This window comes from Streptomyces sp. NPDC038213 (assembly GCF_055600495.1).
In genome coordinates, this window is the sequence record NZ_JBVJYM010000020.1 from 16,952 (window position 1) to 43,855 (window position 26,904).

Sequence of the window (26,904 nt, forward strand, 5' to 3'; positions counted from 1 at the left end):
CAGGAAAGGGGACCGCCCCCGCTCCGGACTTGGGGGTACCGGGGCGGGGGCGGGGTCGTGCGGGGCCGGGCGGCCCGGGGCGGGTGCGGGCCGCCCCGGAGCGCGTCAGCCCATGTGCGGGTAGCCGTACTCGGTCGGCGGGACCAGGGTCTCCTTGATGGAGCGGGTCGAGGTCCAGCGCAGCAGGTTGGAGGCGGCGCCGGCCTTGTCGTTCGTACCCGAGGCGCGGCCGCCGCCGAAGGGCTGCTGGCCGACGACGGCACCGGTCGACTTGTCGTTGATGTAGAAGTTGCCCGCGGCGAAGCGGAGCTTCTCCATCGTGTCGGCGGCCGCGTAGCGGTCCTGCGCGATGACGGAGCCGGTCAGGGCGTACGCCGAGACGGACTCCATCTGGGCCAGCATCTCGTCGTACTTCTCGTCCTCGTAGACGTACACGGCGAGGATCGGGCCGAAGTACTCGGTCGTGAAGACCTCGTTCTCCGGGTCGGTGCACGCGATGACGGTCGGGCGGACGAAGTAGCCCTCCGAGTCGTCGTACGTGCCGCCCGCGACGACCGTGCAGGTCGGGTCGGCCTGGGCGCGGTCGATGGCGGCCTTGTTCTTGGCGAAGGACCGCTCGTCGATGACGGCGCCGATGAAGTTCGACAGGTCGGTGACGTCACCCATGGTGATGCCGTCGACCTCGGCGGCGAACTGCTCCTTGAAGCCGTCGTTCCAGATCGAGGCCGGGATGTAGGCGCGGGAGGAGGCCGAGCACTTCTGGCCCTGGAACTCGAAGGAGCCGCGGGTCAGGGCGGTCTTCAGGATGGCGCGGTCCGCGGACGGGTGCGCCACGACGAAGTCCTTGCCGCCGGTCTCGCCGACCAGGCGCGGGTAGGACTTGTACTTCTCGATGTTGTTGCCGACCGTCTTCCACAGGTACTGGAAGGTCTTGGTCGAGCCGGTGAAGTGGATGCCGGCGAGCTCCGGGTGCTCCAGGGCGACCTCGGAGACGGCGATGCCGTCGCCGGTGACCAGGTTGATGACGCCCTTGGGCAGCCCGGCCTCCTCCAGCAGCTCCATGAGCAGCACGGCGGCGTGGGTCTGGGTCGGGGACGGCTTCCAGACGACGACGTTGCCCATCAGGGCGGGGGCGGTGGGCAGGTTGCCCGCGATGGCCGTGAAGTTGAACGGCGTGATCGCGTAGACGAAGCCCTCCAGCGGGCGGTGGTCGCTGCGGTTCCACACGCCGGCGGAGTTCGCCATGGGCTGCTCGGCCAGGATCTGGCGGGCGAAGTGGACGTTGAAGCGCCAGAAGTCGACGAGCTCGCACGGGGTGTCGATCTCGGCCTGCTGGGCGGTCTTCGACTGGCCGAGCATGGTGGAGGCGGCCAGCTTCTCGCGCCACGGGCCGGACAGCAGCTCGGCGGCGCGCAGGATGATCGCGGCGCGGTCGTCGAAGGAGGAGGCCCGCCAGGCCGGGGCGGCGGCGAGGGCGGCGTCGATGGCCTCCTGCGCGTCCTGCTGCGTGGCGTTGGCGTAGGTGCCGATGACGGCCTTGTGGTTGTGGGGCTGCACCACGTCGAAGCGCTCGCCGGCGCCCATCCGCTTCACGCCGCCGATCGTCATCGGCAGCTCGATCGGGTTCTCGGCCAGCTGCTTGAGCTGGGCCTCGAGGCGCGCGCGCTCCGGGCTGCCCGGGGCGTAGGAGTGCACCGGCTCGTTGACCGGGGCGGGGACCTGGGTCACTGCGTCCATGAGAGGGGGGTCTCCTTGGTGAGGGGTGTACTGCCGGCCGGGTGTGCTCGGGCCTGGGCCGGGCCGTCTAGTTCTTGGTGATCATGGATCGGACGAAGAAGAGCAGGTTCGCCGGCTTCTCGGCCAGGCGGCGCATGAAGTAGCCGTACCAGTCGGTGCCGTACGCCGTGTAGACGCGCATCCGGTGGCCCTCGGCGGCGAGCCGGTGGTGCTCCTCGCTGCGGATGCCGTACAGCATCTGGAACTCGTACTCGTCGAGCTTGCGGCCGGCGGTGCGGGCCAGCTCCTGGGTGATCGCGATCAGGCGCGGGTCGTGGGACCCGATCATCGGGTAGCCGCGGCCCTCCATGAGGATCTTCAGGATGCGGACGTACGCCTTGTCGATCTCGGCCTTGTCCTGGTACGCGACGGAGGCGGGCTCCTTGTAGGCGCCCTTGACGATGCGCACGCGGCTGCCGTTGGCGGCCAGGCGGCGGGCGTCGCCCTCGGTGCGGAAGAGGTACGCCTGGATGACGCAGCCGGTCTGCGGGAAGTCCTTCCGCAGCTCCTCGTGGATGGCGAACATCGAGTCGAGGGTGGTGTGGTCCTCGGCGTCCAGGGTGACGGTGGTGCCGATGGCGGCGGCGGCCTCGACCACGGGGCGGACGTTCGCGAGGGCGAGCTCGTGGCCGCCCTCCAGCGCTTGCCCGAACATGGAGAGCTTGACGGACATCTCGGCGCTCTCGCCGAGCTCCAGCTCCGCGAGGTGCTCGATGAGCTCCAGGTAGGCGTCCCGCGCGGCGTGGGACTGCTCGACGGTGGTGATGTCCTCGCCCACCACGTCGAGGGTGACCTCCAGGCCGCTGCCGGTGAGCTCCCGGACGATCGGCATGACCTGGCCGACCGTCTCGCCGGGGATGAACCGGTCGACCACGGGCTTGGTCACGGGGGCAGCAGAGACGATCTTGCGCATCTTGTCGCTGCGCGAGGCGGCGAGGATCACGGGACCCAGCACGGGGGCACCTCCAACGGGTGGCAGAGCTACAAACCGGAACGACTGGTGAAGAAGGCCGCAGAGGTCGCAAAGGTCATGGAGATGAACGGAACATCTTTATCCCGCCGCGACACGGAGAACCACCGTGAAACCTAAGGATCGTTCCGATGCTCTGCCATCGACAGCTGTCACGCATCCGTGGCCGAGATCTCAGACAGTTGTCTGAAGGGGTGGGAGAATGGCGCCGTGAAAGGCGATTACCAGGACCTGGTCGACGAGATCTCCGCCCTGCTGGGCGCCCCGGCGACCCTGGAGAACCGGGACTTCCGCCTGATCGCCTTCGGGGTCCACGACAGCGAGGGCGAGTCCGGCGAACTGGCCCTGGACCCGGTCCGCACCCGCTCGATCATGACCCGGCAGTCCACGGCGGCCGTGCGCAGCTGGTTCGAGGGCTTCGGCATCGCGCGGGCGACGGGCCCGGTCCGCATCCCGGCCGCCCCCGACGCCGGGGTCTTCCGCGGCCGGATCTGCCTGCCGGTGCGCCACCGCGGCATCGTCCAGGGGTACGTGTGGCTGCTCGACAGCGAGCCGGGCCCCGGGCCGGGGCAGCTGGACGCGGCGATGGAGGTCGCGGCCCGGATCGGGGTCCTGATGGCCGGCGAGGCGCAGGCCGGCGCGGACCTGTCGCGGGAGTTCCGGGCGGTGCTGACCGCGGGCCGCGGCTGGCAGCGGGACATGGCGGTGACCGCCCTGCGGGCCGCCCTCGGCGAGGGCGCGGACGGGCTGCACACCGTGGTGTGCGCGGGCCCGTGGCGTACGGAACCCCCGCAGTCGGTGCCGGGCACGGCGGCGGTGTGCCTGGCGCCGTGGCGGCCCGGCCCCGCCGGGTCCCCGGAGTCCCCCGAGGGCCCGCAGGCCCTCGCGGTCCTCGTCCGGCTCCGCTCGGCGGACGCCCCGGCCCCGGCCGCCACGGCGGCGGCCCGCCTGCTGGGCGACGGCGGACCGGGCGGCCGCCCGACCGGCCCCGGGAGCCCGGGCGCGGGTACGGGCGCCCGTACCGGCTCCGGGACGGGTACGGGCGCCGGAGGCGGCCCCCGCGGCGGCACGGCCCCCGTCCCCGCCCGCACCTGCGGGATCGCCACCCCGCGCCGGGGCCTCGCCGACCTGGGCGCCGCCTGGGCGGAGGCCGCTGCGGCGGCCCGCGCGGCGGCGGCCCAGCCCCGGCTGGGCCCGGTCGCGCACTGGTCGGACATCGGCCCGTACCGGATGCTGGCGGCCCTGCCCCCGGACCGCGCCGACGATCCGGCCGCCCGCGAGCTGCTCTCCCCCGCGCACCCCGAACTCGCCCGCACGGCCGAGGTCTTCCTCGACTGCGCCGGGCAGGCGGGCCGGGCGGCGGCGGCCCTCGGCATCCACCGCCAGACCCTCTACTACCGGCTCTCGCGCGTGGAGCAGCTCACCGGCCTCGACCTCGACGAGGGCGAGGACCGGCTCCTGCTGCACATGTCCCTGAAGGCGGCCCGGCTGGGCACCCCGGGGCCCTGAGGAGCAGACGCGCGGAAGGGCCCGGGAGTCGCTCCCGGGCCCTTCCCCGTGTCCCACCGGCCGCCGCGCGGCGGCCGGACCTCAGCCGGCCAGGTTGACCGAGCGGGCCGAGGCGGCGCCGATCTCCTCGGAGATCTCCGCCAGCACGCCCGCCGGGACGGTGTCGTCCACGGTCAGGACGGCCAGGGCCTCGCCGTGCTCCTCGGCGCGCGCGACCTGCATGCCCGCGATGTTCAGACCGCCCTCGCCGAGGATCCGGCCGACGGTGCCGACGACACCGGGGCGGTCCTGGTAGCGCAGGACGACCATGTGGTCGGCGAGCGTGAGGTCCACGTCGTACTCGCCGATGCCGACGATCTTCTGGAGGTGCTTGGGGCCCGCCAGGGTGCCGGAGACGGCGACTTCCTGACCGTCCGACAGGGTGCCGCGGACGGTGACCACGTTGCGGTGGTCCGGGGACTCCGAGCTGGTGGTCAGGCGCACCTCGACACCGCGCTCCTGCGCGAACAGCGGGGCGTTGACGTAGGAGACCGTCTCGTCGACGACGTCCTCGAACACGCCCTTGAGCGCGGACAGTTCGAGCACCTTGACGTCGTGCTGGGTGATCTCGCCGCAGACCTCGACGTCGAGGCGGACCGCGACCTCGCCCGCGAGGGCGGTGAAGATGCGGCCGAGCTTCTCGGCGAGCGGCAGGCCGGGGCGCACGTCCTCGGCGATGACCCCGCCCTGGACGTTGACCGCGTCCGGCACCAGCTCGCCGGCGAGCGCGAGGCGCACCGACCTGGCGACGGCGATGCCGGCCTTCTCCTGGGCCTCGTCCGTGGAGGCGCCGAGGTGCGGGGTGCAGACGACCTGGTCGAGCTCGAAGAGCGGGGAGTCGGTGCAGGGCTCCTTCGCGTACACGTCGAGGCCGGCGCCGGCGACGCGGCCCTCCTTGAGCGCGGAGTACAGCGCGGCCTCGTCCACGATCCCGCCGCGGGCGGCGTTGACGATGCGCACGGACGGCTTGACCTTGTGCAGGGCCTCGTCGCCGATGAGACCGAGGGTCTCCGGGGTCTTGGGCAGGTGCACCGTGATGAAGTCGGCGACCTCGAGCAGCTCGTCCAGCGTGAGCATCTTGACGCCCATCTGGGCGGCGCGCGCGGGCTGTACGTACGGGTCGTACGCGACGACCTTCATGCCGAAGGCCGACATGCGCTGGGCGACCAGGACGCCGATGCGGCCGAGGCCGACGACGCCGAGGGTCTTCTCGCTCAGCTCGACGCCCGTGTACTTGTTCCGCTTCCACTCGCCGTTCTTCAGGGCGGTGTTGGCCTGCGGGATGTTGCGGGCGGTGGCGATGAGCAGACCGCAGGCCAGCTCGGCGGCGGTCACGATGTTGGACGTCGGCGCGTTGACGACCATCACGCCGGCCTTGGTGGCGGCGGACACGTCGACGTTGTCCAGGCCGACGCCGGCGCGGGCGACGACCTTCAGCTTCCTGGCGGCGGCCACGGCCTCCGCGTCGACCTTGGTCGCGGAGCGGACGAGGATCGCGTCCACGTCGGCGATGGCGGGCAGCAGCTCCGCGCGGTCGGCGCCGTTGCAGTGCCGGATCTCGAAGTCGGGGCCGAGGGCCTCGACCGTGGCGGGCGAGAGCTCTTCGGCGATGAGTACGACAGGTTTCGAGGTCACGTGGGTCCTCACAAATCCAGTGCGGACGGCCGTCCCGACGGCCGCATGCGGTGGAGGGGCTAGCCGCGTGGAAGACGCACGACACTGTGGGCCTGACGCGTATGTGTTGAGCAGTGTAGTGGCGGCGGCGGACCGGTTTTCCGCCTGTACGGAAGGATCACCCGTCCGTGGTTGGCCGGGGTGGACAACCCGCGGCCGGTGCCGGTGCGCGCGGGGGCCGGGACGGCGCGTCCCGGCCCCCGCGCGGGAGGACTAGTTCTCCTCGCTGTCGACCCAGCTCATCAGCTTGCGCAGCTTCTTGCCGGTGGTCTCCAGCAGGTGCTCCTCGTCGGCCTTCTTGTACTCGTTGTACTTCGGCAGGCCGGCCTTGTACTCGGCCATCCAGGTGTTGGCGAACTCGCCGCTCTGGATCTCCGCGAGGACCTTCTTCATCTCGGCCTTGGTGGCGTCGGTGATGACGCGCGGGCCGGTGATGTAGTCGCCCCACTCGGCGGTCTCGGAAACCGACCAGCGCATCTTCTCCAGGCCGCCCTCGTACATGAGGTCGACGATGAGCTTCAGCTCGTGGAGGCACTCGAAGTAGGCGATCTCCGGCTGGTAGCCGGCCTCGGTCAGGGTCTCGAAACCGGCCTTGACCAGGGCGGAGGCGCCACCGCAGAGGACGGCCTGCTCACCGAACAGGTCGGTCTCGGTCTCCTCGGTGAAGGTGGTCTTGATGACGCCGGCGCGGGTGCCGCCGATGCCGGCCGCGTACGAGAGCGCGAGCGCGAAGGCGGACCCGGTGAAGTCCTGCTCGACGGCGGCGATGCACGGAACGCCGCGGCCCTCCTCGTACTGGCGGCGGACCAGGTGGCCCGGGCCCTTCGGGGCGACCAGGGCGACGTCCACGTTGGCCGGGGGCTTGATGAAGCCGTACCGGACGTTGAAGCCGTGGCCGAAGAAGAGCGCGTCGCCCTCCTCGAGGTGCTCCTTGATGGACTCCTCGTAGATCTCGGCCTGCAGCGGGTCCGGGGTCAGGATCATGATGACGTTCGCCCACGCGGCGGCCTCGGCCACCGGGACGACCTTCAGGCCCTGCTCCTCGGCCTTCGCCTTGGACTTGGAACCGTCCTTCAGGCCGACGACGACGTCGACGCCGGAGTCGCGGAGCGACAGCGCGTGGGCGTGGCCCTGGCTGCCGTATCCGATGACCGCGACCTTGCGGCCCTGGATGATGGACAGGTCGGCGTCGTTCTCGTAGAACAGCTCGGCCACTGGGATATCTCCTTGGTGCGCTGATGTTGCTCCCACCGTACGGCGGGGGACGGAAGGAAAGTCTTGCGGTCTCGCGATGCGAGCGGGTGCCGGGCCCGGCGCGGCGCGCCGGGCCTGCGGCGGGTCAGGCGCTGCGGTCGAGCGCGCGCAGGCTGCGGTCCGTGATGGACCGGCCGCCGCGCCCTATGGCGATCGTGCCGGACTGGACGAGCTCCTTGATGCCGAAGGGCTCCAGCATCTTGAGCATGGCCTCCAGCTTGTCGGCACCGCCGGTGGCCTCGATGGTCACGGCCTCCGGGGAGACGTCGACCGTCTTGGCGCGGAACAGCTTGACGATCTCGACGATCTGCGAGCGGGTCTCGTTGTCCGCGCGGACCTTCACCAGGACGAGTTCGCGCTGGATCGCAGCGGCGGGCTCGAGCTCGACGATCTTGAGGACGTTGACCAGCTTGTTGAGCTGCTTGGTCACCTGCTCCAGCGGCAGGTCCTCGACGTTCACGACGATGGTGATGCGGGAGATGTCGGGGTGTTCGGTGACGCCGACCGCGAGGGAGTCGATGTTGAACCCGCGGCGGGAGAACAGGGCGGCGATCCGGGCCAGGATGCCGGGGGTGTTCTCGACCAGGACGGAGAGCGTGTGCTTGGACATGTGAGTCGGTCTCTCTCTGCGCTCTGCGCTCAGTCGTCTTCGTTGTCGCCGAAGTCGGGGCGGACGCCCCGGGCGGCCATGACCTCGTCGTTCGAGGTGCCGGCGGCGACCATCGGCCACACCATGGCGTCCTCGTGGACGATGAAGTCGACGACGACGGGACGGTCGTTGATGGCGTTGGCCTCGGCGATGACCTTGTCCAGGTCGGCCGGGTCCTCGCAGCGCAGGGCGACGCAGCCCATGGCCTCGGACAGCTTCACGAAGTCCGGGACGCGGGTGCCCTTGCGGGGGGCGGTGGACTCGCCGAGCTGGGAGCCGACGGTGCCGTGGCCCGTCTCGTCCGCGTGCAGCACGGTGTTGGAGTACCGCTGGTTGTAGAACAGCGTCTGCCACTGGCGGACCATGCCCAGCGCGCCGTTGTTGATGATCGCGACCTTGATGGGGATGTTGTTCAGCGCGCAGGTGACCAGTTCCTGGTTGGTCATCTGGAAGCAGCCGTCGCCGTCGATCGCCCAGACCGCGCGGTCCGGGGCGCCGACCTTGGCGCCCATGGCCGCGGGGACCGCGTAGCCCATGGTCCCGGCGCCGCCGGAGTTCAGCCAGGTCCGGGGCTGCTCGTAGTCGATGAAGTGCGAGGCCCACATCTGGTGCTGGCCGACGCCCGCGGCGTAGATGGTGCCCTCGGGGGCGAGCTGGCCGATCCGCTGGATGACCTGCTGCGGCGAGAGCATGCCGTCCTCGGGCAGGTCGTAGCCGAGCGGGTAGGTGTCGCGCCAGCGGTTGAGGTCGGCCCACCAGGCGGCGTAGTCGCCGGTGTTGCCCTCGGTGTGCTCGGCCTGGACGGCCTGGACCAGGTCGGCGATGACCTCGCGGGCGTCTCCGACGATCGGGACGTCCACGGGCTTGTTCTTGCCGATCTCGGCCGGGTCGATGTCCGCGTGGATGACCTTGGCGAGGGGGGCGAAGCTGTCGAGCTTGCCGGTGACGCGGTCGTCGAAGCGGGTGCCCAGGGCGATCAGCAGGTCGGCCTTCTGGAGGGCGGTGACGGCGGTGACCGCGCCGTGCATGCCCGGCATGCCCACGTGCAGCGGGTGGGTGTCGGGGAAGGAGCCCAGCGCCATCAGGGTGGTGGTGACCGGGATGCCGGTCAGCTCGGCGAGGACCTTCAGCTCGGCGGTCGCACCGGACTTCATGACGCCGCCGCCGACGTACAGGACCGGGCGCTTGGCCTGGGCGATCAGCTTCGCGGCCTCGCGGATCTGCTTCGCGTGCGGCTTGGTGACCGGGCGGTAGCCGGGCAGCTCCTGGGTGGGCGGCCACGAGAAGGTGGTCTGCGCCTGCAGGGCGTCCTTGGCGATGTCGACCAGGACCGGGCCGGGGCGGCCGGTCGAGGCGATGTGGAAGGCCTCGGCGATCGTCTTCGGGATGTCCTCGGCGCGGGTGACGAGGAAGTTGTGCTTGGTGATCGGCATCGTGATGCCGACGATGTCCGCCTCCTGGAAGGCGTCCGTGCCGATCGCCTTGGAGGAGACCTGGCCGGTGATCGCGACGAGCGGGACGGAGTCCATGTGCGCGTCGGCGATCGGGGTGACGAGGTTCGTGGCGCCCGGTCCGGACGTGGCCATACAGACGCCGACCCGGCCGGTGGCCTGGGCGTAGCCGGTGGCGGCGTGGCCGGCCCCCTGCTCGTGGCGGACGAGGATGTGGCGGACCCGCTCGGAGTCCATCATCGGGTCGTACGCGGGGAGGATGGCGCCGCCCGGAATGCCGAAGACGGTGTCGCACCCCACCTCTTCGAGAGATCGGATGAGGGACTGCGCACCCGTGACGTGCTCGATCGCAGCGGTCTGCTGTCCTCCGGTACGGGCCCGCGGCTGCGGATGGTGGGCCCCGGTGGCCTGCTCGGTCATCGGCATTCTCTTCTCGAAGCTGAGGGTTTTAGCGAGTCTTTGGGTTTTGCCAGTGCAACAAAAAACCCCTCGTGCCGGAAGGCAAGCGAGGGGAGCGCGTCGGGTGCGATCAGCGGGCACATGAGTTGCCCAGCTTCAGCCGACGCGCTTTCCAAGTACGAGAATTCGGGTGCGCATGGCACAGACCCTCCCTCTGTCAGGAGGTTGATGTCAAGTAGGTGGGATGGACGTCTCATTATGTGAGCCCCTCCGGCCCCCCAGCGAACCGCCTGCCAGGACTGCCATGGCATTTCCTCCAGGTACTGCGAACGTACCGCGGACCAGCGCACGGCGCAGCCGGTACTCGTCGAGGGGGCCGGAAAACGCCATCCCCTGCCCGTGCGTGCACCCCATGGCGCGCAGGGCCAGGACCTGTTCGGGGAGGTCGACCCCGTCCGCCACGGACTGCATTCCCAGATCGTTTGCGATCCGCAAGAGGCCGGCGGTGATCTTGTGGAGCCGGGCGGACTCCACCACCCCCTCGACCAGCCCGCGGTCCAGCCGGAGCACGTCCACGGGCAGCCGGCGCAGGGCGCTCACGGCCGCGTAGCCGCTTCCGAAGCCGTCGAGGGAGATCCGCACCCCGAGCCTGCGCAGGGCCGTCAGACGGCGCTCCAGCTCGTCGAGGGGCACCCTGGGGTCGCTCTCGGCCAGCTCGACCACCAGGGACCCGGAGGGGAGCCCGTGCCGGGTCAGGAGGGCCTCCACCGAGGCGGAGGGCTGCCGCTGGTCGAGCAGCCGCTGCGCCGGGATGCGCACGGTCACCGGCACCCCGTGCCCGGCGCGGTGCCGCTCGGCGGCCTGCTCCACGGCCTCCTCCAGCAGCCGCCGGCCCAGCTCGGCGGCGCGGGCCGCGCCGGCCCGCCCGGCGCCGCCCTCCGCCGGGTCGGCCGGGGCCGCGGTCCTCAGGAACTCGGCGGGGGTGAAGAGGATGCCCTGGGCGGAGCGCCAGCGGGCCTGGGCGGCCACGGCCGTGACCTGCCCGGTGTCCAGGGCCACCACGGGCTGGTGGAGCAGGGCGAACTCGCCGTCCTCCAGGGCGCTGCGCAGCCGCCCGGCGAGCTCGGCCTTGCGGACCACTTCGGCCTGCATCTGCGGGGCGTAGAGCTCCACGCGGTCCTTGCCGCCGGCCTTGGCGCGGTACATGGCCAGGTCGGCGTTGCGCATCAGGTCGGAGGGGGTGGTGCCCTGGTCGGCGAAGGCGACGCCGATGCTGGCGGCGACCCGGACCTCGGCGCCGCCGATGCGGTACGGCTGCGACAGCGTGACCCGCAGCCGGTCGGCGATCTCGCGGACCAGGAACTCGCGGGCGGAGCGGTCGCGGCTGCCGTCGCCGAGGATGAGGGCAGCGAACTCGTCCCCGCCGAGGCGGGCGGCCGTGTCCCCGGCGCGGACGGAGTCCTGGAGGCGGCGGGCGGCCTCGACGAGGAGCTCGTCGCCCGCCTGGTGGCCGATGGTGTCGTTGACGGCCTTGAAGCCGTCGAGGTCGATGAAGAGCACGGCGGTGCTGTGGTCGCCGGCCCGGCGGCCGCCGAGGGCCTGGCGGACGCGCCGCGTGAACAGGGCGCGGTTGGGCAGGTCGGTGAGCGGGTCGTGCTCGGCGCTGTGCTGGAGCTGGGCCTGGAGGCGGACCCGCTCGGTGACGTCGCGGCTGTTGAGGATCAGGCCGCCCTGGTGGCGGTTGACCGTGGACTCCACGTTGAGCCACTCGCCGCTGCCGGACTCGAAGCGGCACTCGATGCGGGTGGTGGGCTCCCCGGCGAGGGGGGAGGCGAGGAAGCGGCGGACCTCGTGCACCACCCGGCCCAGGTCGTCGGGGTGGATCAGCGCGGACAGCTCGGTGCCGACCAGCTCCTCCGCCTCGCGGCCGTAGACCCCGGCCGCGGCGGGGCTGACGTAGCGGAGCACGCCGTTCGGCGCCGCGATCATGATGACGTCGCTGGAGCCCTGGACCAGGGAGCGGAAGTGGTTCTCCTTCTGGGCCAGTTCCTGGGTGAGGGCGATGTTGTCGAGGAGCATGATGCCCTGCCGGACCACCAGGGCGAGGACCACGGCGCAGCCCGTGAAGACCACCACGCGGTCCACCCGGCGGCCGTCGACCACGTTGTACAGGATGCCGAGGGTGCACACCGCGGCGGCGAGGTACGGGGTGAGGGCGGGCAGGGAGCCGCTGATGGGGCCGCCGGGCTGGCGGGCCCCGCGCTGCGGTACGGCCGCCTCGGGCCCGTACAGGCGCCGCGCGCCCCAGGGGGCGTACGCGAGGAGCAGCGAGCCGGCGAACCAGCCGGCGTCGAGGAGCTGCCCGGACTGGTAGCTGGCGCGCAGCAGCGGGGAGGTGAACAGGGCGTCGCTGAGGACCGTGAGGGCGAGGGCGGCGATGGCCGTGTTGATCGCGGAGCGGTTCGCGGCGGAGCGCCGGAAGTGCAGGACGAGGACGATCGAGACGAGCGCGATGTCCAGCATGGGGTACGCGAGGGAGAGTGCGGCCCGGGGGACGCTGCCGGTGCCGCCGGAGGCCACGGACTCGGCCGTGTGCGCGAGGGCCAGGCTCCAGGAAAGGGTGAGGAGGGAGCCGCCGATGAGCCAGGAGTCGAGGGCGAGGCAGACCCAGCCGGCGCGGTTGACCGGGCGCTTGGCGAGGACGAGGAGGCCGACGATGGCGGGCGGGGCGAAGCACAGGAAGAAGAAGTCGGCGAGGGAGGGGCTGGGGACGGGCTCGTCCAGCAGGACCTCGTACCAGCCCCAGACGGCGTTGCCCCCCGCTCCCATGAGGGAGGAGAAGGAGAACAGCAGCCAGGCGGGCCGCTCCCGGATCCCCTCGGAGCGGGCGTACCTGTAGCAGGAGACCGCGGCCAGCAGGCCGGCCGCACTCAGTCCGAAATCGCCCATGATCAGGGCGAGTTGCTCCGATCCCCAGCCGAGTGCGGCGCCGACGGCGTATCCGCCGCACACCACTGCCAGGAGGAGCTGGGCGCCCAGACCCTTCCCGCCGCCGGAGGCCGGCTGCCGGGTCAGGAGCGCCCCGGGGGCACTCACCGGGGCCCCCGGGCCGGAAGCGGCGCGCGCGTGCACCGCTTCCGGCGTCCTCGCCGCGTCGGATTTTTCGTCCATTGGCCGTGCATCGCCCGTCGCCCCCCAAAGTGTCCGATCACTCCCCAGCGCCGTACGTTCCCGGCGCAGCCCCTTGGTCCGGACGATACACCAGTTTCGTCACTCAGGGACATAGGATCTCTACGCTGCGTGACCAGGCGCGGAGTTGTGGGCACGGGGTGCACCAGAAGCGCTCCGGAGCGTGCACAACCGGACTTATTCCGTGACCAGAACGGTGTTCTCCAGGGGTTCGCCGGCCGCGAAACGGGTGAGCTGGGCCGCCAGCAGCCGCTTGGCGCGGGGCATGAACGCCGAGGTGCTGCCGCCGACATGGGGCGTGATCAGGACATGGGGAGCATGCCAGAGCGGGTGCCCCTGGGGCAGCGGTTCCGGGTCGGTCACGTCCAGCGCGGCGCGCAGCCGGCCCGACTCCAGCTCGGCCAGCAGCGCCTTGGTGTCCACGACCGGGCCGCGGGCCACGTTCACGAGCAGGGCCCCGTCCTTCATGCGGGCGAGGAAACCGGCCCCGGCGAGGCCGCGGGTGTCCTCCGTGAGCGGGGTGGAGAGGATGACCACGTCGGCGGCGGGCAGCAGCTCCGGCAGGTCGGCCAGGGCGTGCACGGGACCGTGAGGGGCGGTGCGGGCCGAGCGGGCCACGCGCGTGATCCGCGCGCACTCGAAGGGGAGGAGCCGGTCCTCGATGGCCGCGCCGATGGACCCGTACCCGACGATCAGGACGGACTTGTCGGCGAGGGCGGGATAGAACCCGGCCCGCCACTCCTCGCGGTCCTGGCCGCGCACGAAGCCGGGGAGGTCGCGCAGGGCGGCGAGGACAAGGGCGAGCGTGAGCTCGGCGGTGCTGGCCTCGTGGACTCCGCGGGCGTTGCACAGGGACACGCCGGGGCGGAGGGAACCGATCCCGGGCTCCACGTGGTCGATACCGGCGGAGAGGGTCTGCACCGCGCGGACGGAGGCCATCTGCGCGAGCGGGCGCGTGGCGACGGCGGGCCCCTTCATGTAGGGGACGACGTAGAAGGCGCAGTCCGCCGGGTCGGCGGGGAAGTCCGGACCGCCGTCCCAGAAGCGGTAGGTCAGGCCCGCGGGGAGCCCCTCGATCTCGTCCGCCGGTATCGGCAGCCAGACCTCGCGCGGGGCGGCGGTCGTGTCGGTCGTGTCGTTGCTCATGGTCAGGAGGCTATGCGAACCGGCCACCGGGCCAGAGGTTAGTTTGGGGAGCGGGAGAGGGAGGGGTACCACCAGGTGGAGCGCAGGACTCTCGGCTCGGCGGCCCTGGCCGTCGGGGCCGTCGGGCTCGGATGCATGCCGATGAGCTGGGCCTACACCCCTTCGAGGCGGCACGGGGAGGAATCCCTGCGGGCGGTGCACGCGGCCCTGGACCTGGGGGCGGCCCTGCTGGACACGGCGGACGTGTACGGGCCGTTCACGAACGAGCTGCTGCTGGGGCGGGTGCTCAAGGAGCGGCGGGCCGACGCCTTCGTGTCCACCAAGGTGGGCCTGCAGGCGGGCGACCAGCACATCGTGGCGAACGGCCGCCCCGGCTACGTGCGGCGGGCCTGCGACGCCTCGCTGCGCCGGCTGCAGACGGACGTCATCGACCTGTACCAGCTCCACCGGCCCGATCCGGACGTGCCGGTGGAGGAGACCTGGGGCGCCATGGCCGAGCTGGTGGCGGCGGGGAAGGTGCGGGCGCTGGGGTTCTGCGCGGTGGGGGCGCGGGGCGGCGGGGTGCTGCGGGAGGGCAGGGAGTACCGGGATCCGCGGCAGCGGCCTTACGACCCGCACGAGGTGACGATTCGCCAGCTGGAGCGGGTGCAGCAGGTGTTCCCGGTGGCGGCGGTGCAGGCCGAGCTGTCGGTGTGGGCGGACCGGGCGCTCGCGGGCCTGCTGCCGTGGTGTGCGGCCCGCGGGGTGGGCTTCCTGGCGGCGATGCCGCTGGGGCGGGGGTTCCTGACCGGGACCCTGACGCCCGGGGAGGGCTTCGAGCCGCAGGACGCGCGGGCGCGCCATCCGCGGTTCACGGCGGAGGCGATGGCGGCGAACCAGCCGCTGGTGGCGGGGCTGCGCAGGATCGCGCGGCGGCACGGGCCCGGGGTGACCCCGGGGCAGGTGGCGCTGGCCTGGGTGCTGGCGCAGGGGCCGCACGTGGTCCCGGTGCCGGGGACCAAGCAGGAGCGGTGGGCGGTGGAGAACGCGCGGGCGGCGGAGGTGCTGCTGACGGCCGCCGACCTGGCGGAGATCGCGGGGCTGGCGGCCGCGGTGGGAGCCTGGGACTGAGGCCTGGGCGGGCGGGCAGGCGCCGGGGGAATTGTGGAGGCCTGCGCTCCGGTAGGCGTGGTTCCGGATGGACCACTCGATCGGGTGTACGACCGGTGGAACTCGGCGGGGCCCGGCGGCGGTTGTTCCTTGTGTAGGCAGGACAGGCAAGGCAGGCAGGACAGCAAGGCAGGCAGGGCGCACGAGCGGGACAGGGCTGGTCTGGGCGGACGGAAGGGAGCGGGGGGCATGGACAGGCGCACGAGGGGTGTGGTGACGGCCGCGGCACTGGCAGGGTGCGGTGCGCTGCTGGTCGCGGGGTGTTCCGGGGGCGGCGCGGGACTCCCCGCCGGCTCGGCGGGGTCCTCTTCAGCGGGGGCCGCGTCACCCCGGGCGTCGGACGGCCCCGGCGCCTCGCCCGGCGGGGGCGAGGCGCCTGCGGCGAAGGGGTCCGTGACGGTGGCGGGCGAGCTCGCGAAGGGGCTGAAGAGCCCGTGGGGCGTGGCTCCGCTGCCGGGCGGAGACCTGCTGGTCGGCTCCCGGGACGGGGGCACGATCAGCCGGGTGGACGGGGACACGGGCCGGGTGACGGAGATCGGCGAGGTCCCCGGGGCGGCGCCGGGCGGCGAGGGCGGCCTGCTGGGCCTGGCCCTGTCCCCTTCGTACGCCTCGGACAAGCTGGTGTACGCGTACTTCACCACGGAGTCGGACAACCGCATCGCCCGGATGAGGTACGAGGAGCAGAAGCCGCCGGGCCAGCAGCTGGGCGCCCCGGACACGGTGTTCCGGGGCATCCCCAAGGGTGTGGTGCACAACGGCGGCCGGATCGCCTTCGGCCCCGACGGGATGCTGTATGCGGGCACGGGCGAGACCGGCGAGACCGGCCTGGCCCAGGACCCCCGGTCGCTGGGCGGCAAGATCCTGCGGATGACCCCCGACGGGGAACCGGCGGAGGGCAATCCGACACCGGGTTCGGTCGTCTACTCCTCCGGCCACCGGAACGTGCAGGGCCTGGCCTGGGACTCCGGCAAGCGGCTCTGGGCGGCGGAGTTCGGGCAGAACACCTGGGACGAGCTCAACCTGATCGTGCCGGGCGGGAACTACGGCTGGCCGGAGGCGGAGGGCAGGGCCGGGAAGGAGGGGTACCGCGACCCGGTGGCCCAGTGGCGCACGGACCAGGCCTCGCCGAGCGGGATCGCCTGGGCGCAGGGGTCGATCTGGATGGCGGGGCTGCGGGGCGAGCGACTGTGGCGGATCCCGCTGGACGGCGGCGGGACCGCCGGGCAGCCGCAGGCCTTCCTGACGGAGGAGTACGGGCGGCTGCGGACGGTGGTCGCCCTGGGCGGGGACCGGATACTGCTGGTCACGAGCGAGACGGACGGCCGCGGTGCGCCGGAGCCGGCCGACGACCGGGTGCTGTCCCTGAGGGTCCGGTGAGCGCCCGGCAGCGGGGCGGCCCGCTCACCGCACCCGCCCGCACGGATCGCGGGCGCAGCGTACCCGCGGGGCTCCGGAGGCCGGGGTCCGGGCTCATACCCTCCGGGACGGCGGGGCCGGCGGGGCGAAGAGCCTGAGGCGGTGGGCCGGGGCCGGGTTCCGGCGCGGCCGTCAGCGGGGGGGTGCGGCACATCGGGAGACTGCCGCATCCGTACGGGCCGGGGGTCCTTCGGCCGGGTCCCGGGCCGGCTAGGTCGGGGCGGCCCCCCAAGACCCGGCCGGGGTGCGCTGCGCGGGTCAGGGGGCGCTGGGGAGGGGGGTGAGCACGTCGGTGTACATGACGCCCGAGATCAGCAGGCCGAGGAGGCCGAGGACCACGGCGGTCCAGGAGGCGGCGCGGACCCACAGGGGCGGGGTGCGGTCGGCGGGGCCGAAGGCGGGGCGGGCCAGCACGAAGAGGCCGATGAGCAGGGCCAGGGCGGCGAAGCAGCCGTTGACCAGCGCGGTCGTGTGCCAGGGGTCGCCGTACAGGGCGGCGATCTTCTCGCGGGTGGAGGCCGCGTCGGCGGACTCGATCTGGCCGATCAGGGTCTGGCGCTCGGTGAGGATGCGCGAGACCCAGCTGCCGCTGAGGGAGACGAGGCCCAGGCCCGCGCCGGTCAGGGCGGCGGCCGCGGCGGCCACGCCCGGGGGCCGGCGGGTGCCGAAGTCGTCGGTGAGTTCGGCGTCGGTCAGCTCCTCGCCCAGTTCGACGGGGGCGGGCTCGTCGTCGTCGGAGTCCAGCGTGACGAGGAGGTCCCGGTCCGCGGCGGAGTCGGCGGCGGCCCGGACGGTCCGGTCCTCCGGCCCGTCGGGGGTGCCGGGGCCCTCGGGGGCCGTGCCGTCGGTCTTGGTCGTGTTCATGCTGGGCACCGTAGGGGCCGAATCTGAGAGCGGTCTGAGAGCGGGCCGCGCCCGGGGGCTCAGCGGGTGCGGACGGGGGGCTCGGCGTCGGCCGCGCCGCTCCGCTGGCCCGGGAGGGCGACCTGCCGGGCGCCGTCCGGGGGCTCGATGCTGATCCGGGGCAGGCGGCGGTCCAGCCAGGCGGGCAGCCACCAGTTGGCCCCGCCCAGCATGTGCATGAGGGCCGGGACGAGGAGGGTGCGCAGGACGAAGGCGTCGAGGGCCACGGCGGCGGCGAGCGCGATGCCGAACATGGCGATCAGCCGGTCTCCGCTGAGCACGAAGGCGAGGAAGACGGAGATCATGATGACGGCGGCCGAGTTGATCACGCGGCTGGTCTCGGCGAGGCCGACGCGGACGGCGCGGCGGTTGTCACCGGTCTCCAGCCACTCCTCGTACATCCGGCTGACCAGGAAGACCTGGTAGTCCATGGAGAGCCCGAAGAGCACGGAGACCATGATCACCGGCAGGAAGGGCTCGATGGGGCCGGCGCTGCCCAGGCCCATCAGCTCGCTCCCCCAGCCCCACTGGAAGACCGCGACCACGATCCCGAAGGAGGAGGCGACGGCGGCCACGTTCATCGCGGCGGCCTTCAGGGGGATGCCGAGGGACCGGAAGGCGAGCAGGAGGAGGGCGCAGCCGAGGGCGATGACCACGCCGACGAACAGCGGCAGCTTGCCGACGATGACGTCGGCGAAGTCGTCGTAGCCGGCGGTCACGCCGCCGACGTGGACCTGGAGGGTACTGCCCTGCTCTGCGGCCGGGATGACCTCGCCGCGGAGCCGGTCCACCAGGGCGCTGGTGTCCCGGGACTGCGGGGAGGACTCGGGGACCACGGTCAGGACGGCGGTGTCGGCGCTGCGGTTGAGGACCGGGTGCCCGGCGGAGGCGACGCCCTCGGTGGTGCGCACGCTGTCGGCGAGGCGCTCCAGGGCGAGCCGGTCGCCGGCGGCGTCGAGGTGGGCGACCAGCGTCAGGGGTCCGTTGACCCCGGGTCCGAACCCGTCGGCCAGCAGGTCGTAGGCCTGGCGGGTGGTGGAGGTGGCGGGGTTGTTGCCCTGGTCGGAGGTGCCGAGGTGGAGGGAGAGCGTGGGCAGGGCGAGGACGACCATGACGACGGCGGCCACGGCGCCGAGGAGCTTGGGGTGGCGTTCGACGAAGGCCGACCAGCGGGCGCTGAAGGTGGTGGGCTCCTCCGCCTGGGGGCCCTCCGCGGCGAGCTTGCGGCGCTCGCGGCGGGACAGGGCGCGCATCCCGATGTACGAGAGGAGGGCGGGGAGCAGGGTCACCGACGCGGCGACGGTGAGGATGACCGTGAGGGAGGCGGCGATCGCGACGCCGTTGAGGAAGTTCAGGCGCAGGATCAGCATGCCGAGGAGGGCGATGCAGACGGTGGCGCCGGCGAAGACCACGGCGCGGCCGGTGGTCGCGACGGCGTTGCGCGCGGCCTCTTCGACGGGGAGTCCGCGCTTGAGGCCCTTGCGGTGCCTGGTGACGATGAAGAGCGCGTAGTCGATGCCGACGCCGAGGCCGACGAGCATGCCGAGCATGGGCGCGAAGTCGGCGACCGGCATGGCGTGGCCGAGCAGGACGATCCCGGAGTACGCGGTGCCGACGCTGACGAGCGCGGTGGCTATGGGGAGGAGGCTGGCCGCGAGGGAGCCGAAGGCGAGGAAGAGGACCACGCCGGCGACGGCGACGCCGATGGCCTCGGCGAGGTGGGAGGTGGGGGCCTCGGTCAGGCCGACGGCCCGGCCGCCGAGCTCGACCTGGAGCCCGCCGGCGCCCTCCTCGGCGTCCTTCGCCGCGTCGACCACGGCGGCGGCCTGGGCCCTGGGGACCTCGTCGGCGGCCTTGTCGAAGGTGACGACGGCGTAGGCGGTGCGCCCGTCGGGGCTGATCTGGGCCGCGCCCTCGGGGCTGTAGGGGCTGGTGACGGAGCCGATGCCGGGCAGGTCGGCGATGCGGTCGAGCGCGCGGCTCATCCGCTGTTCGACCCCGGGGGTGCGGGCGCTCTGGCCGTCGGGGGTGCGCCAGACCACGGTGTCGGTGTCCCCGCCCTGGCCGGGGAAGCCGGCGCGCAGGAGGGCGGTGGCCCTGCCGGACTCGGTGCCGGGGACCTCGTAGTTGTTGGAGTACGCGGTCCCGGCGGCGGTGGCGGCGGTCGCGGTGCCGCCGAGGGCGAGCAGCCAGATCAGGACGGCGACGAGGCGGTGCTGCATGCACCACCGTGCGATTGCTGCCAACGGACGAGCTCCCTGGTGGTTCGGATCTTTACCGGGAGACGCCCGATGCAAAGAACGCTGTACCTGGCGACCGAGTCAAGCGGCCTGAGGACACCTTCGCAGCGATTCGTGATCGTTGGCCCCTTTCGTGCGCATCGTCACAGGCGTTACGCGCCGGTAGGCGCCCTTCGCCCCGGGCCCCCGGAGCAGGAGGGACCCGCCCTCGCGCGGACCCTCAGGACGGGCCGGGCGGGGGCACCTGGTACCCGGGTACGGAGGGCCAGCGGACGGTGAGCACGACGGAGTCCTCCTCCGCATACCAGGAGTGGTCGACCCCGCGCCCCCAGACCACGTAGTCCCCCTGCTCGGCCAGGACCACGTCGCCCCCGGGGAACTCCACCCGGAACCGTCCGCTGACCAGCACCTGCAGCGCGGTCCGCGCCTCGCCCTCCACCCAGCGGGCGCGGCGGTCGCCGCGGGGGTGCACCCCCCACTTGATCTCCACCGCGCTGCTGTGGCGGGGGTCGCCGGGGGGTTTGAAGTGGCCGAGGAGCCAGCCGTGGTCGAGCGGGGCGTCCTTGCCGGCGTTGCCCGTGTGGATGCGCGGGTCGGATGGGGTCATGGGAGGGGAGCGTAGCGGGCGGAAATCCGGTTGCCGGGGGTGCCGGGGGCTGGTGGGGTGGGGGGATGGATCATGAACTGGTGCGCGCGCTGTACGACCGGGAGATGCGGCTGGGGGCCCCGCCGGACGGGCCGGGGGCCGTGGTGGAGCGGGTGGGGCCGGGCGGGAGCGTGGTGCGGCAGACCGCGCCGCCGCTCGGGTTCAACGGGGTGCTCTGGTCGCAGCTCGACGCGTCCACGGCCGACGCGGCCATCGCCGAGCAGGTGGCGCACTTCGCCGGGCTGCCCGACGGCGCCCGCAGCTGGGAGTGGAAGCTCTACTTCCACGACGGCCCCGCCGATCTCGCCCAGCGCCTGGCCGCGGCCGGTTTCGAGGCGGGCGAGCCGGAGGCCCTGATGGTGGCCGAGGTCTCCCGGCTCACCGCGGAGACCGAAGCGCCCGAGGGCATCCGCCTGGTGCCGGTCACCGACGCCGCGGGCGTGGACCTGATGATGCAGGCCAGCGCCCGGGCCTTCGGCCGGGTCCGCCCCGATCTGCACCACCAGATCCTGACCCGGATCACCGAGGAGCCCGACAAGATCGCCGCGGTCGTGGCGATGGCCGGCGACGAGCCGGTCAGCGCGGCCCGGCTGGAGATGAACCCGGGCAAGCCCTTCGCCGGCCTCTGGGGCGGCGGCACGGCCGAGGAGTGGCGCGGCCGGGGCATCTACCGCGCCCTGGTCGCGTACCGCGCCCGGATCGCCGCCGCGCACGGGATCCCGTACCTCCAGGTCGACGCCTCCCCCATGAGCCGCCCGATCCTCGAGCGGCTGGGCTTCGAGATGCTCGGCGGCACCGCCGAGTACGTCTGGGAGGCCCGGTGAGCGCCGGGCCCGAGGGGGACGGCCGCCCCCTGCCGCTGATGACCGGGGGCGAACGCGAGACCCTGCGGTCCTTCCTCGAGTTCCACCGAGCCACGCTCGCGCTGAAGTGCGCGGGCCTGACCGACGAGCAGCTGCGCCGGCGGGCCTGCGCCCCCTCCTCGCTGTCCCTGCTGGGGCTGGTGCGGCACATGGCCGAGGTGGAGCGGGCCTGGTTCCGGCGCACGGTCGACGGCGAGGACGTACCGCTCGTGTGGTCGCCCGACGGCGACTTCCAGGCGGCGTACGAGGCGGAGGGCGCCGGCGGCGCCGAGGCCCTCGCCGCCTGGGAGGCCGAGACCGCGCACGCGCGCCGCATCGAGGCGCGGGCGGCCTCGCTGGACGAGGCCGTGTTCGCCCCCCGCTGGGGCCGGGAGGTCTCGCTGCGCACGGTGCTGCTGCACGTCACGCACGAGTACGCCCGGCACAACGGCCACGCGGACCTGCTGCGCGAGGCCGTAGACGGCACCGTGGGCGTCTGAGGCCCGCCCCCGGGCGCGGACCCCCGCCGGGCCGGGGGCGGGAGGGGATCCGGAGCCGGCGGTCAGGCGCGCCAGTAGCCGAGCGCGTTGATGCGGTGCTTCGGGACCGACAGGGTCTTGCGCAGGTACGCGGTCAGGGTGCGGGTGGTGCCCGCCTCGCAGGCCATCCACACGTACGCCTGCGCCGGGTCGCCCACCAGCTCCGGGAGCTCGGCGCGGACCGCGTCGGCCAGCGCGTCGCCGCAGCGGCGGACCCGGCGCAGCTCGTGGCGGTCGGGGTCGAGGCGCACCGGCAGCTCGTCGTCCTCGTCGTGCTGGGTCTCGAACCAGATCGTCGCCGGGGTCTGCGGGTGCGCGTCCAGCAGGGAGTTGACCGCTGGCAGGGAGGCCGGGTCGCCGATGACGAGCAGGCGGGCCGGGGCCGGTTCGGGGGCCGTGAAGCCGGTGCCCTGGACGGTGGCCTCGACGGTGTCGCCGGGCTCGGCGTGCCGGGCCCAGTCGCTGGCTATGCCGTCGTGCAGGGCGAACTCGAGGGAGAAGAGGCCGCGTTCGGGGTCCGGGTCGACCAGGGTGTACGCCCGCTGGTGCGGCTTGCCCCCGTCGTCGAACCACAGGCGCACCCACATCGTGGGGTGCACTCCGGCGGCGGCGAGCAGGCCGCCGTCCTCGAGGTGGACGCGGCGGTAGTGCTCCGTCACCTGCTCCGCCCCCGTCACCGTGAAGGTGAAGTCCTTGCCCCGCAGCAGTTTGAGGACCACGCCCTCCCAGCCATGACCAGCCACGCCCGCCCCTTTTCCTCGCACACTCTGTGATTACACTTAGGCCAGCCTAACCTAATGCACTCGGGGAGCAGTGTGAGTATCGAGGTCTACCGGGACGCCTGGGGCATCCCGCATCTTCGCGCATCCGACGCCGGAGCGCTCGCCCGGGCCCAGGGGCGGGTCACCGCCGCCGACCGCGCCTGGCAGCTGGAGGTGGAGCGGCGCCGCGCGCAGGGGACGACCGCCGCCTTCCTCGGCCCGGAGTCGGTGGAGTGGGACACCTTCGCCCGGCAGTCCCGGCTCGACGACACCGCACGCCGCTGCTTCGAGGCCCTGGACCCGCAGACCGCCGCATGGGTACGCGCCTACGTCGACGGGGTCAACGAGGGCATGGCCGCCGGCGCCGCCCGCGACCACCGGTTCGCCGCCACCGGCCTGGACACCGCCCCCTGGGAGCCCTGGGTGCCGCTCGGCATCTGGCTCTCCACGCACATCCTCTTCGCCGGCTTCCCCACCAAGATCTGGCGCGAGCAGGTCGCCCGGGCCCTCGGCGACGAGGCGGCCACCCTCTTCGCCACCGACGGCCCCGGCACCGCCGGCAGCAACGGCTGGCTGATCCCCGGCGACCGCACCACCACCGGCGCCGCCCTGATCGCCGGCGACCCGCACCGCTTCATCGAGGACCCGGGCGTCTACCAGCAGATCCGGCTCTCCTGCCCCGAGTTCGACGTGGTCGGCCTCGCCGTCCCCGGTGTCCCCGGCATCGCCCACTTCGGCCACACCGGCGGCGCCGCCTGGGCGATCACCAACGCCATGGCCGACTACCAGGACCTGTACCGGGAGCGGCTGCGCGAGACCCCCCGCGGGACCTTCGAGGCCCTGGGCCCCGACGGCTCCTGGGAGCCCGTCAGCGGCCACACGGAGACCGTCGAGGTCCGCGGGGCCGAGCCGGTCACCGTGGAGGTCCTGGAGACCGCCCGCGGCCCGGTGATCGCCGGCCACCTCGCCGGGATCGAGGAGGGCGGTGAGCGCGTCAGCCTCCGCTACCCGCCCCGGGTCCGCCGCGACCTCGGCTTCGCGGCCCTGCCCGCGCTCCTGCGCGCCCGTACGGTCGAGGACGTCGACCGTGCCTTCGACCTGTGGGCCGAGCCCGTGAACGTGGTCCACGCCGCGGACACCGCGGGCGGCCTGCTGCACCGGGTCGCGGGCGCCGTACCGCTGCGCTCCCGGGACAACCGGCTGCGCCTGGTCCCCGCCTGGGAGCCCGGCCACGCGTGGGAGGGCTGGGCGCAGACCGCCGCCGAGCCGGTCCAGGGCTTCGCCGTGATGGCCAACGCCCGCGGGATCGCCTCCCCGTACGGCGTCGAGTTCGCTCCCCCGCACCGCGCCGACCGCATCCGCGAGCTCATCAGCGGTTCCGCGGACTGGACCGCGGCCGGCATGGCCTCGATCCACACGGACACCCACCTGGCCTCCGCCGCCGCCCTGCTCGACGTGCTCGTCCCGCTGGCGGACCTGTCCCCGCAGGCGCAGGCCGTGCGCGCCCGGCTGCTGGCCTGGGACCGGCGGATGGAGGCCGACAGCACGGACGCCACGCTGTTCTCGGCCCTGCGCACCGCCGTGGTGCGGAAGATCGCCGCCGACCCCGCCTTCGCGGCGCTGGCGGGCGTCCCCCGCGCCCCCGGGGTCTTCCACCCCTGGCTGTACCTGGTCCCCAAGACCGGCTACGCGCTGGAGGGGATCCTCACCACCGGGCTGCTGCCCGGACTCGACCGGCCGGGGCTGGTGCGGGCCGCGCTGGAGGAGCTCGCGGCACAGGGCGCCGAGCCCGCGCCGTGGGCCGAGGTGCACCGCCTCGCCCCCTGGCAGGCCCTGCCCGACCCGGAGGCCGAGTGGCCCGGGCTGGGCGGCGACCACGACTGCGTGCTGGCCACCTCCAGCGTGCCCGGATACACCGACCTCACCGCCCGCGGCCCCTCGGCCCGCTACGTCTGGGACCTCGCGCGCCGCGAGGACAGCCTGTGGGTGGTGCCGCTGGGCGCGGACGGGGTCACCGGTTCCCCGCACCACCGCGACCAGCTCTCCCACTGGGCGCGCGGCGCCCTCGTACCCGTCGTCACCGACTGGTCCCGGCTCACCAAGGAAGACTCCCGATGACCCTGCCCTCCCCCGCCGCCGTCTCGACCCGCGAGCCCGTGCACGTCCAGGACGTGCCCGGCTTCGGGACCGTCACCATCACCCCCGTCGACCCGCCGGTCGACGCCCCCCTGATCCACTCCTGGGTGACCGAGGAGCGGGCCCGCTTCTGGGGCATGGGCGGGGCGAGCGTGGAGCTCGTCGAGGAGATCTACGCGGACGTGGACCGCCGCACCACGCACCACGCGTTCCTCGTGCACCGGGACGGGCTGCCCGTGGCCCTCTTCCAGACCTACGAGGCCGCCGAGGACCGGGTCAGCGAGTGCTACGAGGTGCAGCCCGGGGACACCGGGGTGCACCTGCTGATCGGCCCGGCCGTGGGCGGGGCGCAGCACGGCTTCACCTTCGCGCTGCTGGAGGTGTTCACGCAGTTCGTGTTCTCCTCCGGCACCCCGCGCGTGGTGGTCGAGCCGGACTCCCGCAACGCGAAGGCCGTGGCCCTGATGGAGCGGTTCGGCTTCACCCTGGACGCCGAGGTGGTGCTGCCGGAGATCGACCTGCCGGAGGTCTACCTCCCCGCGAAGCCGGCCCGGCTGGCCTTCCTGAAGGCCTCCGACAAGGGCTTCTGAGCCGTACGGCGGGCGGGTACGCGCGAGGGGCGGGACCACCGGACCGAAGTCCGGGGTCCCGCCCCTCGCGCGTACCGCTGCGGGCGGACCGGCGCCCGCCGGGGATCAGCCCTCGCTGACGCCCAGGCGCTCCAGGATGAGCTCCTTGACGCGGGCGGCGTCGGCCTGGCCGCGGGTGGTCTTCATGACCGCGCCCACCAGGGCGCCCACGGCCGCGACCTTGCCGCCGCGGATCTTGTCGGCGATGGCGGCGTTCCCGGCGATGGCCTCGTCCACGGCCGCGCCGAGCGCGCCCTCGTCCGAGACGACCTTCAGGCCGCGCTTGTCGACGACCTCGTCCGGGGTGCCCTCGCCGGCGAGGACGCCCTCGAGGACCTGGCGGGCGAGCTTGTCGTTGAGCGAGCCGTCGGCGACCAGCGCGGCCACCCGGGCCACGTCGGCCGGGGTGATGGCCAGCTCGTCGACTCCGACGCCCTGCTCGTTGGCGTTGCGGGCCAGCTCGCCCATCCACCACTTGCGCGCGGCAACCGGGTCGGCGCCCGCCTCGACGGTGGCGACGATGGACTCCACCGCGCCCGCGTTGAGGATGGACTGCATGTCGTGCTCGCTGATGCCCCACTCCTCGCGGAGCCGGTTGCGGCGCGCACGCGGCATCTCGGGCAGGCCCGCGCGCAGCTCCTCGACCCAGGTGCGGGCCGGGGCGACGGGGACGAGGTCGGGCTCCGGGAAGTACCGGTAGTCCTCGGCGTTGTCCTTGATGCGGCCCGAGGTGGTGGAGCCGTCGTCCTCGTGGAAGTGACGGGTCTCCTGCACGATCGAGCCGCCGGACTGCAGGACGGCCGCGTGGCGCTGGATCTCGAAGCGCGCCGCGCGCTCGACCGAGCGCAGCGAGTTGACGTTCTTCGTCTCGCTGCGGGTGCCGAAGGCCGTGGTGCCGTTCGGGCGCAGCGACAGGTTCACGTCGCAGCGCATCTGGCCCTTGTCCATCCGGGCCTCGGAGACGCCCAGGGACTTGATGACCTCGCGGAGCTCGGCCACGTACGCCTTGGCGACCTCGGGGGCCCGCTCGCCGGCGCCCTCGATCGGCTTGGTGACGATCTCGATGAGGGGGATGCCGGCCCGGTTGTAGTCGAGCAGGGAGTGGGACGCGCCGTGGATGCGGCCGGTGGCACCGCCGACGTGCGTCGACTTGCCGGTGTCCTCCTCCATGTGGGCGCGCTCGATCTCCACGCGGAAGACCTCGCCGTCCTCCAGCTGGACGTCCAGGTAGCCGTTGAAGGCGATGGGCTCGTCGTACTGGGAGGTCTGGAAGTTCTTCGGCATGTCCGGATAGAAGTAGTTCTTCCGGGCGAAGCGGCACCATTCGGCGATCTCGCAGTTCAGCGCGAGACCGATCTTGATGGCGGACTCCACGCCGATCGCGTTGACGACGGGGAGGGAGCCGGGCAGGCCGAGACAGGTCGGGCAGGTCTGCGAGTTGGGCTCGGCGCCCAGTTCGGTGGAGCAGCCGCAGAACATCTTGGTCTTGGTGCCGAGCTCGACATGGACTTCGAGGCCCATGACGGGGTCGTACGCCGCGAGAGCCGCGTCGTACGACAGGAGTTCGGTGACGGTCACGGTGAAACT

General features: G+C 73.1%; 20 protein-coding genes. 7 read left to right on the forward strand and 13 right to left on the reverse strand.

The features are described 5' to 3' along the window. Positions 1-105: 105 nt before the first annotated feature. Positions 106-1,737, reverse strand: coding sequence for an L-glutamate gamma-semialdehyde dehydrogenase (gene pruA, locus ACZ7JZ_RS24425; RefSeq protein WP_470942839.1), 1,632 nt, complete (start codon positions 1,735-1,737; stop codon positions 106-108). Positions 1,738-1,804: 67 nt separating this feature from the next. Continuing rightward, positions 1,805-2,731, reverse strand: coding sequence for a proline dehydrogenase family protein (locus tag ACZ7JZ_RS24430; RefSeq protein WP_470942840.1), 927 nt, complete (start codon positions 2,729-2,731; stop codon positions 1,805-1,807). Between the two features lie 225 nt (positions 2,732-2,956). Between ACZ7JZ_RS24430 and ACZ7JZ_RS24435 the strand changes: the two genes are divergently transcribed. Further along, positions 2,957-4,255, forward strand: coding sequence for a PucR family transcriptional regulator (locus ACZ7JZ_RS24435; RefSeq protein WP_470942842.1), 1,299 nt, complete (start codon positions 2,957-2,959; stop codon positions 4,253-4,255). A gap of 81 nt (positions 4,256-4,336) precedes the next feature. Here the strand turns inward: ACZ7JZ_RS24435 and serA are convergent, their stop codons facing one another. The 6 genes from serA to ACZ7JZ_RS24465 form a co-directional block, all read right to left on the reverse strand. Beyond that, a complete protein-coding gene (serA, locus tag ACZ7JZ_RS24440) occupies positions 4,337-5,929 on the reverse strand; it encodes a phosphoglycerate dehydrogenase (RefSeq protein ID WP_470942843.1) in 1,593 nt (530 codons plus the stop codon). Between the two features lie 252 nt (positions 5,930-6,181). After that, a complete protein-coding gene (ilvC, locus tag ACZ7JZ_RS24445; protein ID WP_470942845.1) occupies positions 6,182-7,183 on the reverse strand; it encodes a ketol-acid reductoisomerase in 1,002 nt (333 codons plus the stop codon). A gap of 124 nt (positions 7,184-7,307) precedes the next feature. Next, the gene (gene ilvN / locus ACZ7JZ_RS24450; RefSeq protein ID WP_470942846.1) at positions 7,308-7,832 is read right to left on the reverse strand and encodes an acetolactate synthase small subunit; all 525 of its coding nucleotides are present in this window, start codon (positions 7,830-7,832) and stop codon (positions 7,308-7,310) included. A gap of 29 nt (positions 7,833-7,861) precedes the next feature. Beyond that, positions 7,862-9,748: an acetolactate synthase large subunit gene (locus ACZ7JZ_RS24455; RefSeq protein ID WP_470942848.1), complete on the reverse strand. Its 1,887-nt coding sequence runs from the start codon at positions 9,746-9,748 to the stop codon at positions 7,862-7,864. Between the two features lie 204 nt (positions 9,749-9,952). Further along, positions 9,953-12,817, reverse strand: a complete 2,865-nt coding sequence (locus ACZ7JZ_RS24460) for a putative bifunctional diguanylate cyclase/phosphodiesterase (protein ID WP_470942849.1) — start codon at positions 12,815-12,817, stop codon at positions 9,953-9,955. 270 nt (positions 12,818-13,087) lie between these two features. Then, on the reverse strand, positions 13,088-14,056 hold the full coding sequence (locus ACZ7JZ_RS24465) for a 2-hydroxyacid dehydrogenase (protein ID WP_470942851.1): 969 nt from the start codon (positions 14,054-14,056) through the stop codon (positions 13,088-13,090). 75 nt (positions 14,057-14,131) lie between these two features. Between ACZ7JZ_RS24465 and ACZ7JZ_RS24470 the strand changes: the two genes are divergently transcribed. Both ACZ7JZ_RS24470 and ACZ7JZ_RS24475 read left to right on the forward strand, forming a co-directional pair. Next, positions 14,132-15,166: an aldo/keto reductase gene (locus tag ACZ7JZ_RS24470; RefSeq protein WP_470942852.1), complete on the forward strand. Its 1,035-nt coding sequence runs from the start codon at positions 14,132-14,134 to the stop codon at positions 15,164-15,166. Positions 15,167-15,394: 228 nt separating this feature from the next. Continuing rightward, positions 15,395-16,582: a PQQ-dependent sugar dehydrogenase gene (locus ACZ7JZ_RS24475; protein WP_470942854.1), complete on the forward strand. Its 1,188-nt coding sequence runs from the start codon at positions 15,395-15,397 to the stop codon at positions 16,580-16,582. A gap of 297 nt (positions 16,583-16,879) precedes the next feature. On the opposite strand, the gene ACZ7JZ_RS24480 is transcribed toward ACZ7JZ_RS24475, so the two are convergent. The 3 genes from ACZ7JZ_RS24480 to ACZ7JZ_RS24490 form a co-directional block, all read right to left on the reverse strand. After that, a complete protein-coding gene (locus ACZ7JZ_RS24480) occupies positions 16,880-17,485 on the reverse strand; it encodes a hypothetical protein (RefSeq protein ID WP_470942856.1) in 606 nt (201 codons plus the stop codon). 59 nt (positions 17,486-17,544) lie between these two features. Continuing rightward, positions 17,545-19,770 (reverse strand): MMPL family transporter, encoded by a 2,226-nt coding sequence (locus tag ACZ7JZ_RS24485; RefSeq protein WP_470942858.1) that lies wholly within the window; start codon positions 19,768-19,770, stop codon positions 17,545-17,547. A gap of 214 nt (positions 19,771-19,984) precedes the next feature. Further along, on the reverse strand, positions 19,985-20,371 hold the full coding sequence (locus ACZ7JZ_RS24490) for a cupin domain-containing protein (protein ID WP_470942860.1): 387 nt from the start codon (positions 20,369-20,371) through the stop codon (positions 19,985-19,987). A gap of 65 nt (positions 20,372-20,436) precedes the next feature. On the opposite strand from ACZ7JZ_RS24490, the gene ACZ7JZ_RS24495 reads away from it, so the two are divergent. Together ACZ7JZ_RS24495 and ACZ7JZ_RS24500 are read left to right on the forward strand one after the other, a co-directional pair. Then, positions 20,437-21,234 (forward strand): GNAT family N-acetyltransferase, encoded by a 798-nt coding sequence (locus tag ACZ7JZ_RS24495; protein ID WP_470942862.1) that lies wholly within the window; start codon positions 20,437-20,439, stop codon positions 21,232-21,234. A 38-nt stretch (positions 21,235-21,272) separates the two neighbouring features. Beyond that, positions 21,273-21,752 carry a DinB family protein gene (locus ACZ7JZ_RS24500; protein ID WP_470942975.1) on the forward strand — a complete coding sequence of 160 codons (480 nt, stop codon included), beginning with the start codon at positions 21,273-21,275 and terminating at the stop codon, positions 21,750-21,752. Positions 21,753-21,814: 62 nt separating this feature from the next. On the opposite strand, the gene ACZ7JZ_RS24505 is transcribed toward ACZ7JZ_RS24500, so the two are convergent. Further along, positions 21,815-22,534, reverse strand: a complete 720-nt coding sequence (locus tag ACZ7JZ_RS24505; protein WP_470942864.1) for a siderophore-interacting protein — start codon at positions 22,532-22,534, stop codon at positions 21,815-21,817. Between the two features lie 72 nt (positions 22,535-22,606). On the opposite strand from ACZ7JZ_RS24505, the gene ACZ7JZ_RS24510 reads away from it, so the two are divergent. Beyond that, positions 22,607-24,670 (forward strand): penicillin acylase family protein, encoded by a 2,064-nt coding sequence (locus tag ACZ7JZ_RS24510; protein ID WP_470942866.1) that lies wholly within the window; start codon positions 22,607-22,609, stop codon positions 24,668-24,670. Beyond that, positions 24,667-25,278 (forward strand): GNAT family N-acetyltransferase, encoded by a 612-nt coding sequence (locus ACZ7JZ_RS24515; RefSeq protein WP_470942868.1) that lies wholly within the window; start codon positions 24,667-24,669, stop codon positions 25,276-25,278. Before ACZ7JZ_RS24510 ends, ACZ7JZ_RS24515 begins: the two co-directional genes overlap by 4 nt. A 105-nt stretch (positions 25,279-25,383) precedes the next feature. Here the strand turns inward: ACZ7JZ_RS24515 and gatB are convergent, their stop codons facing one another. Then, complete coding sequence (gene gatB, locus ACZ7JZ_RS24520; protein WP_470942869.1) at positions 25,384-26,895, reverse strand: Asp-tRNA(Asn)/Glu-tRNA(Gln) amidotransferase subunit GatB; 1,512 nt, start codon at positions 26,893-26,895, stop codon at positions 25,384-25,386. Positions 26,896-26,904: the final 9 nt, after the last annotated feature.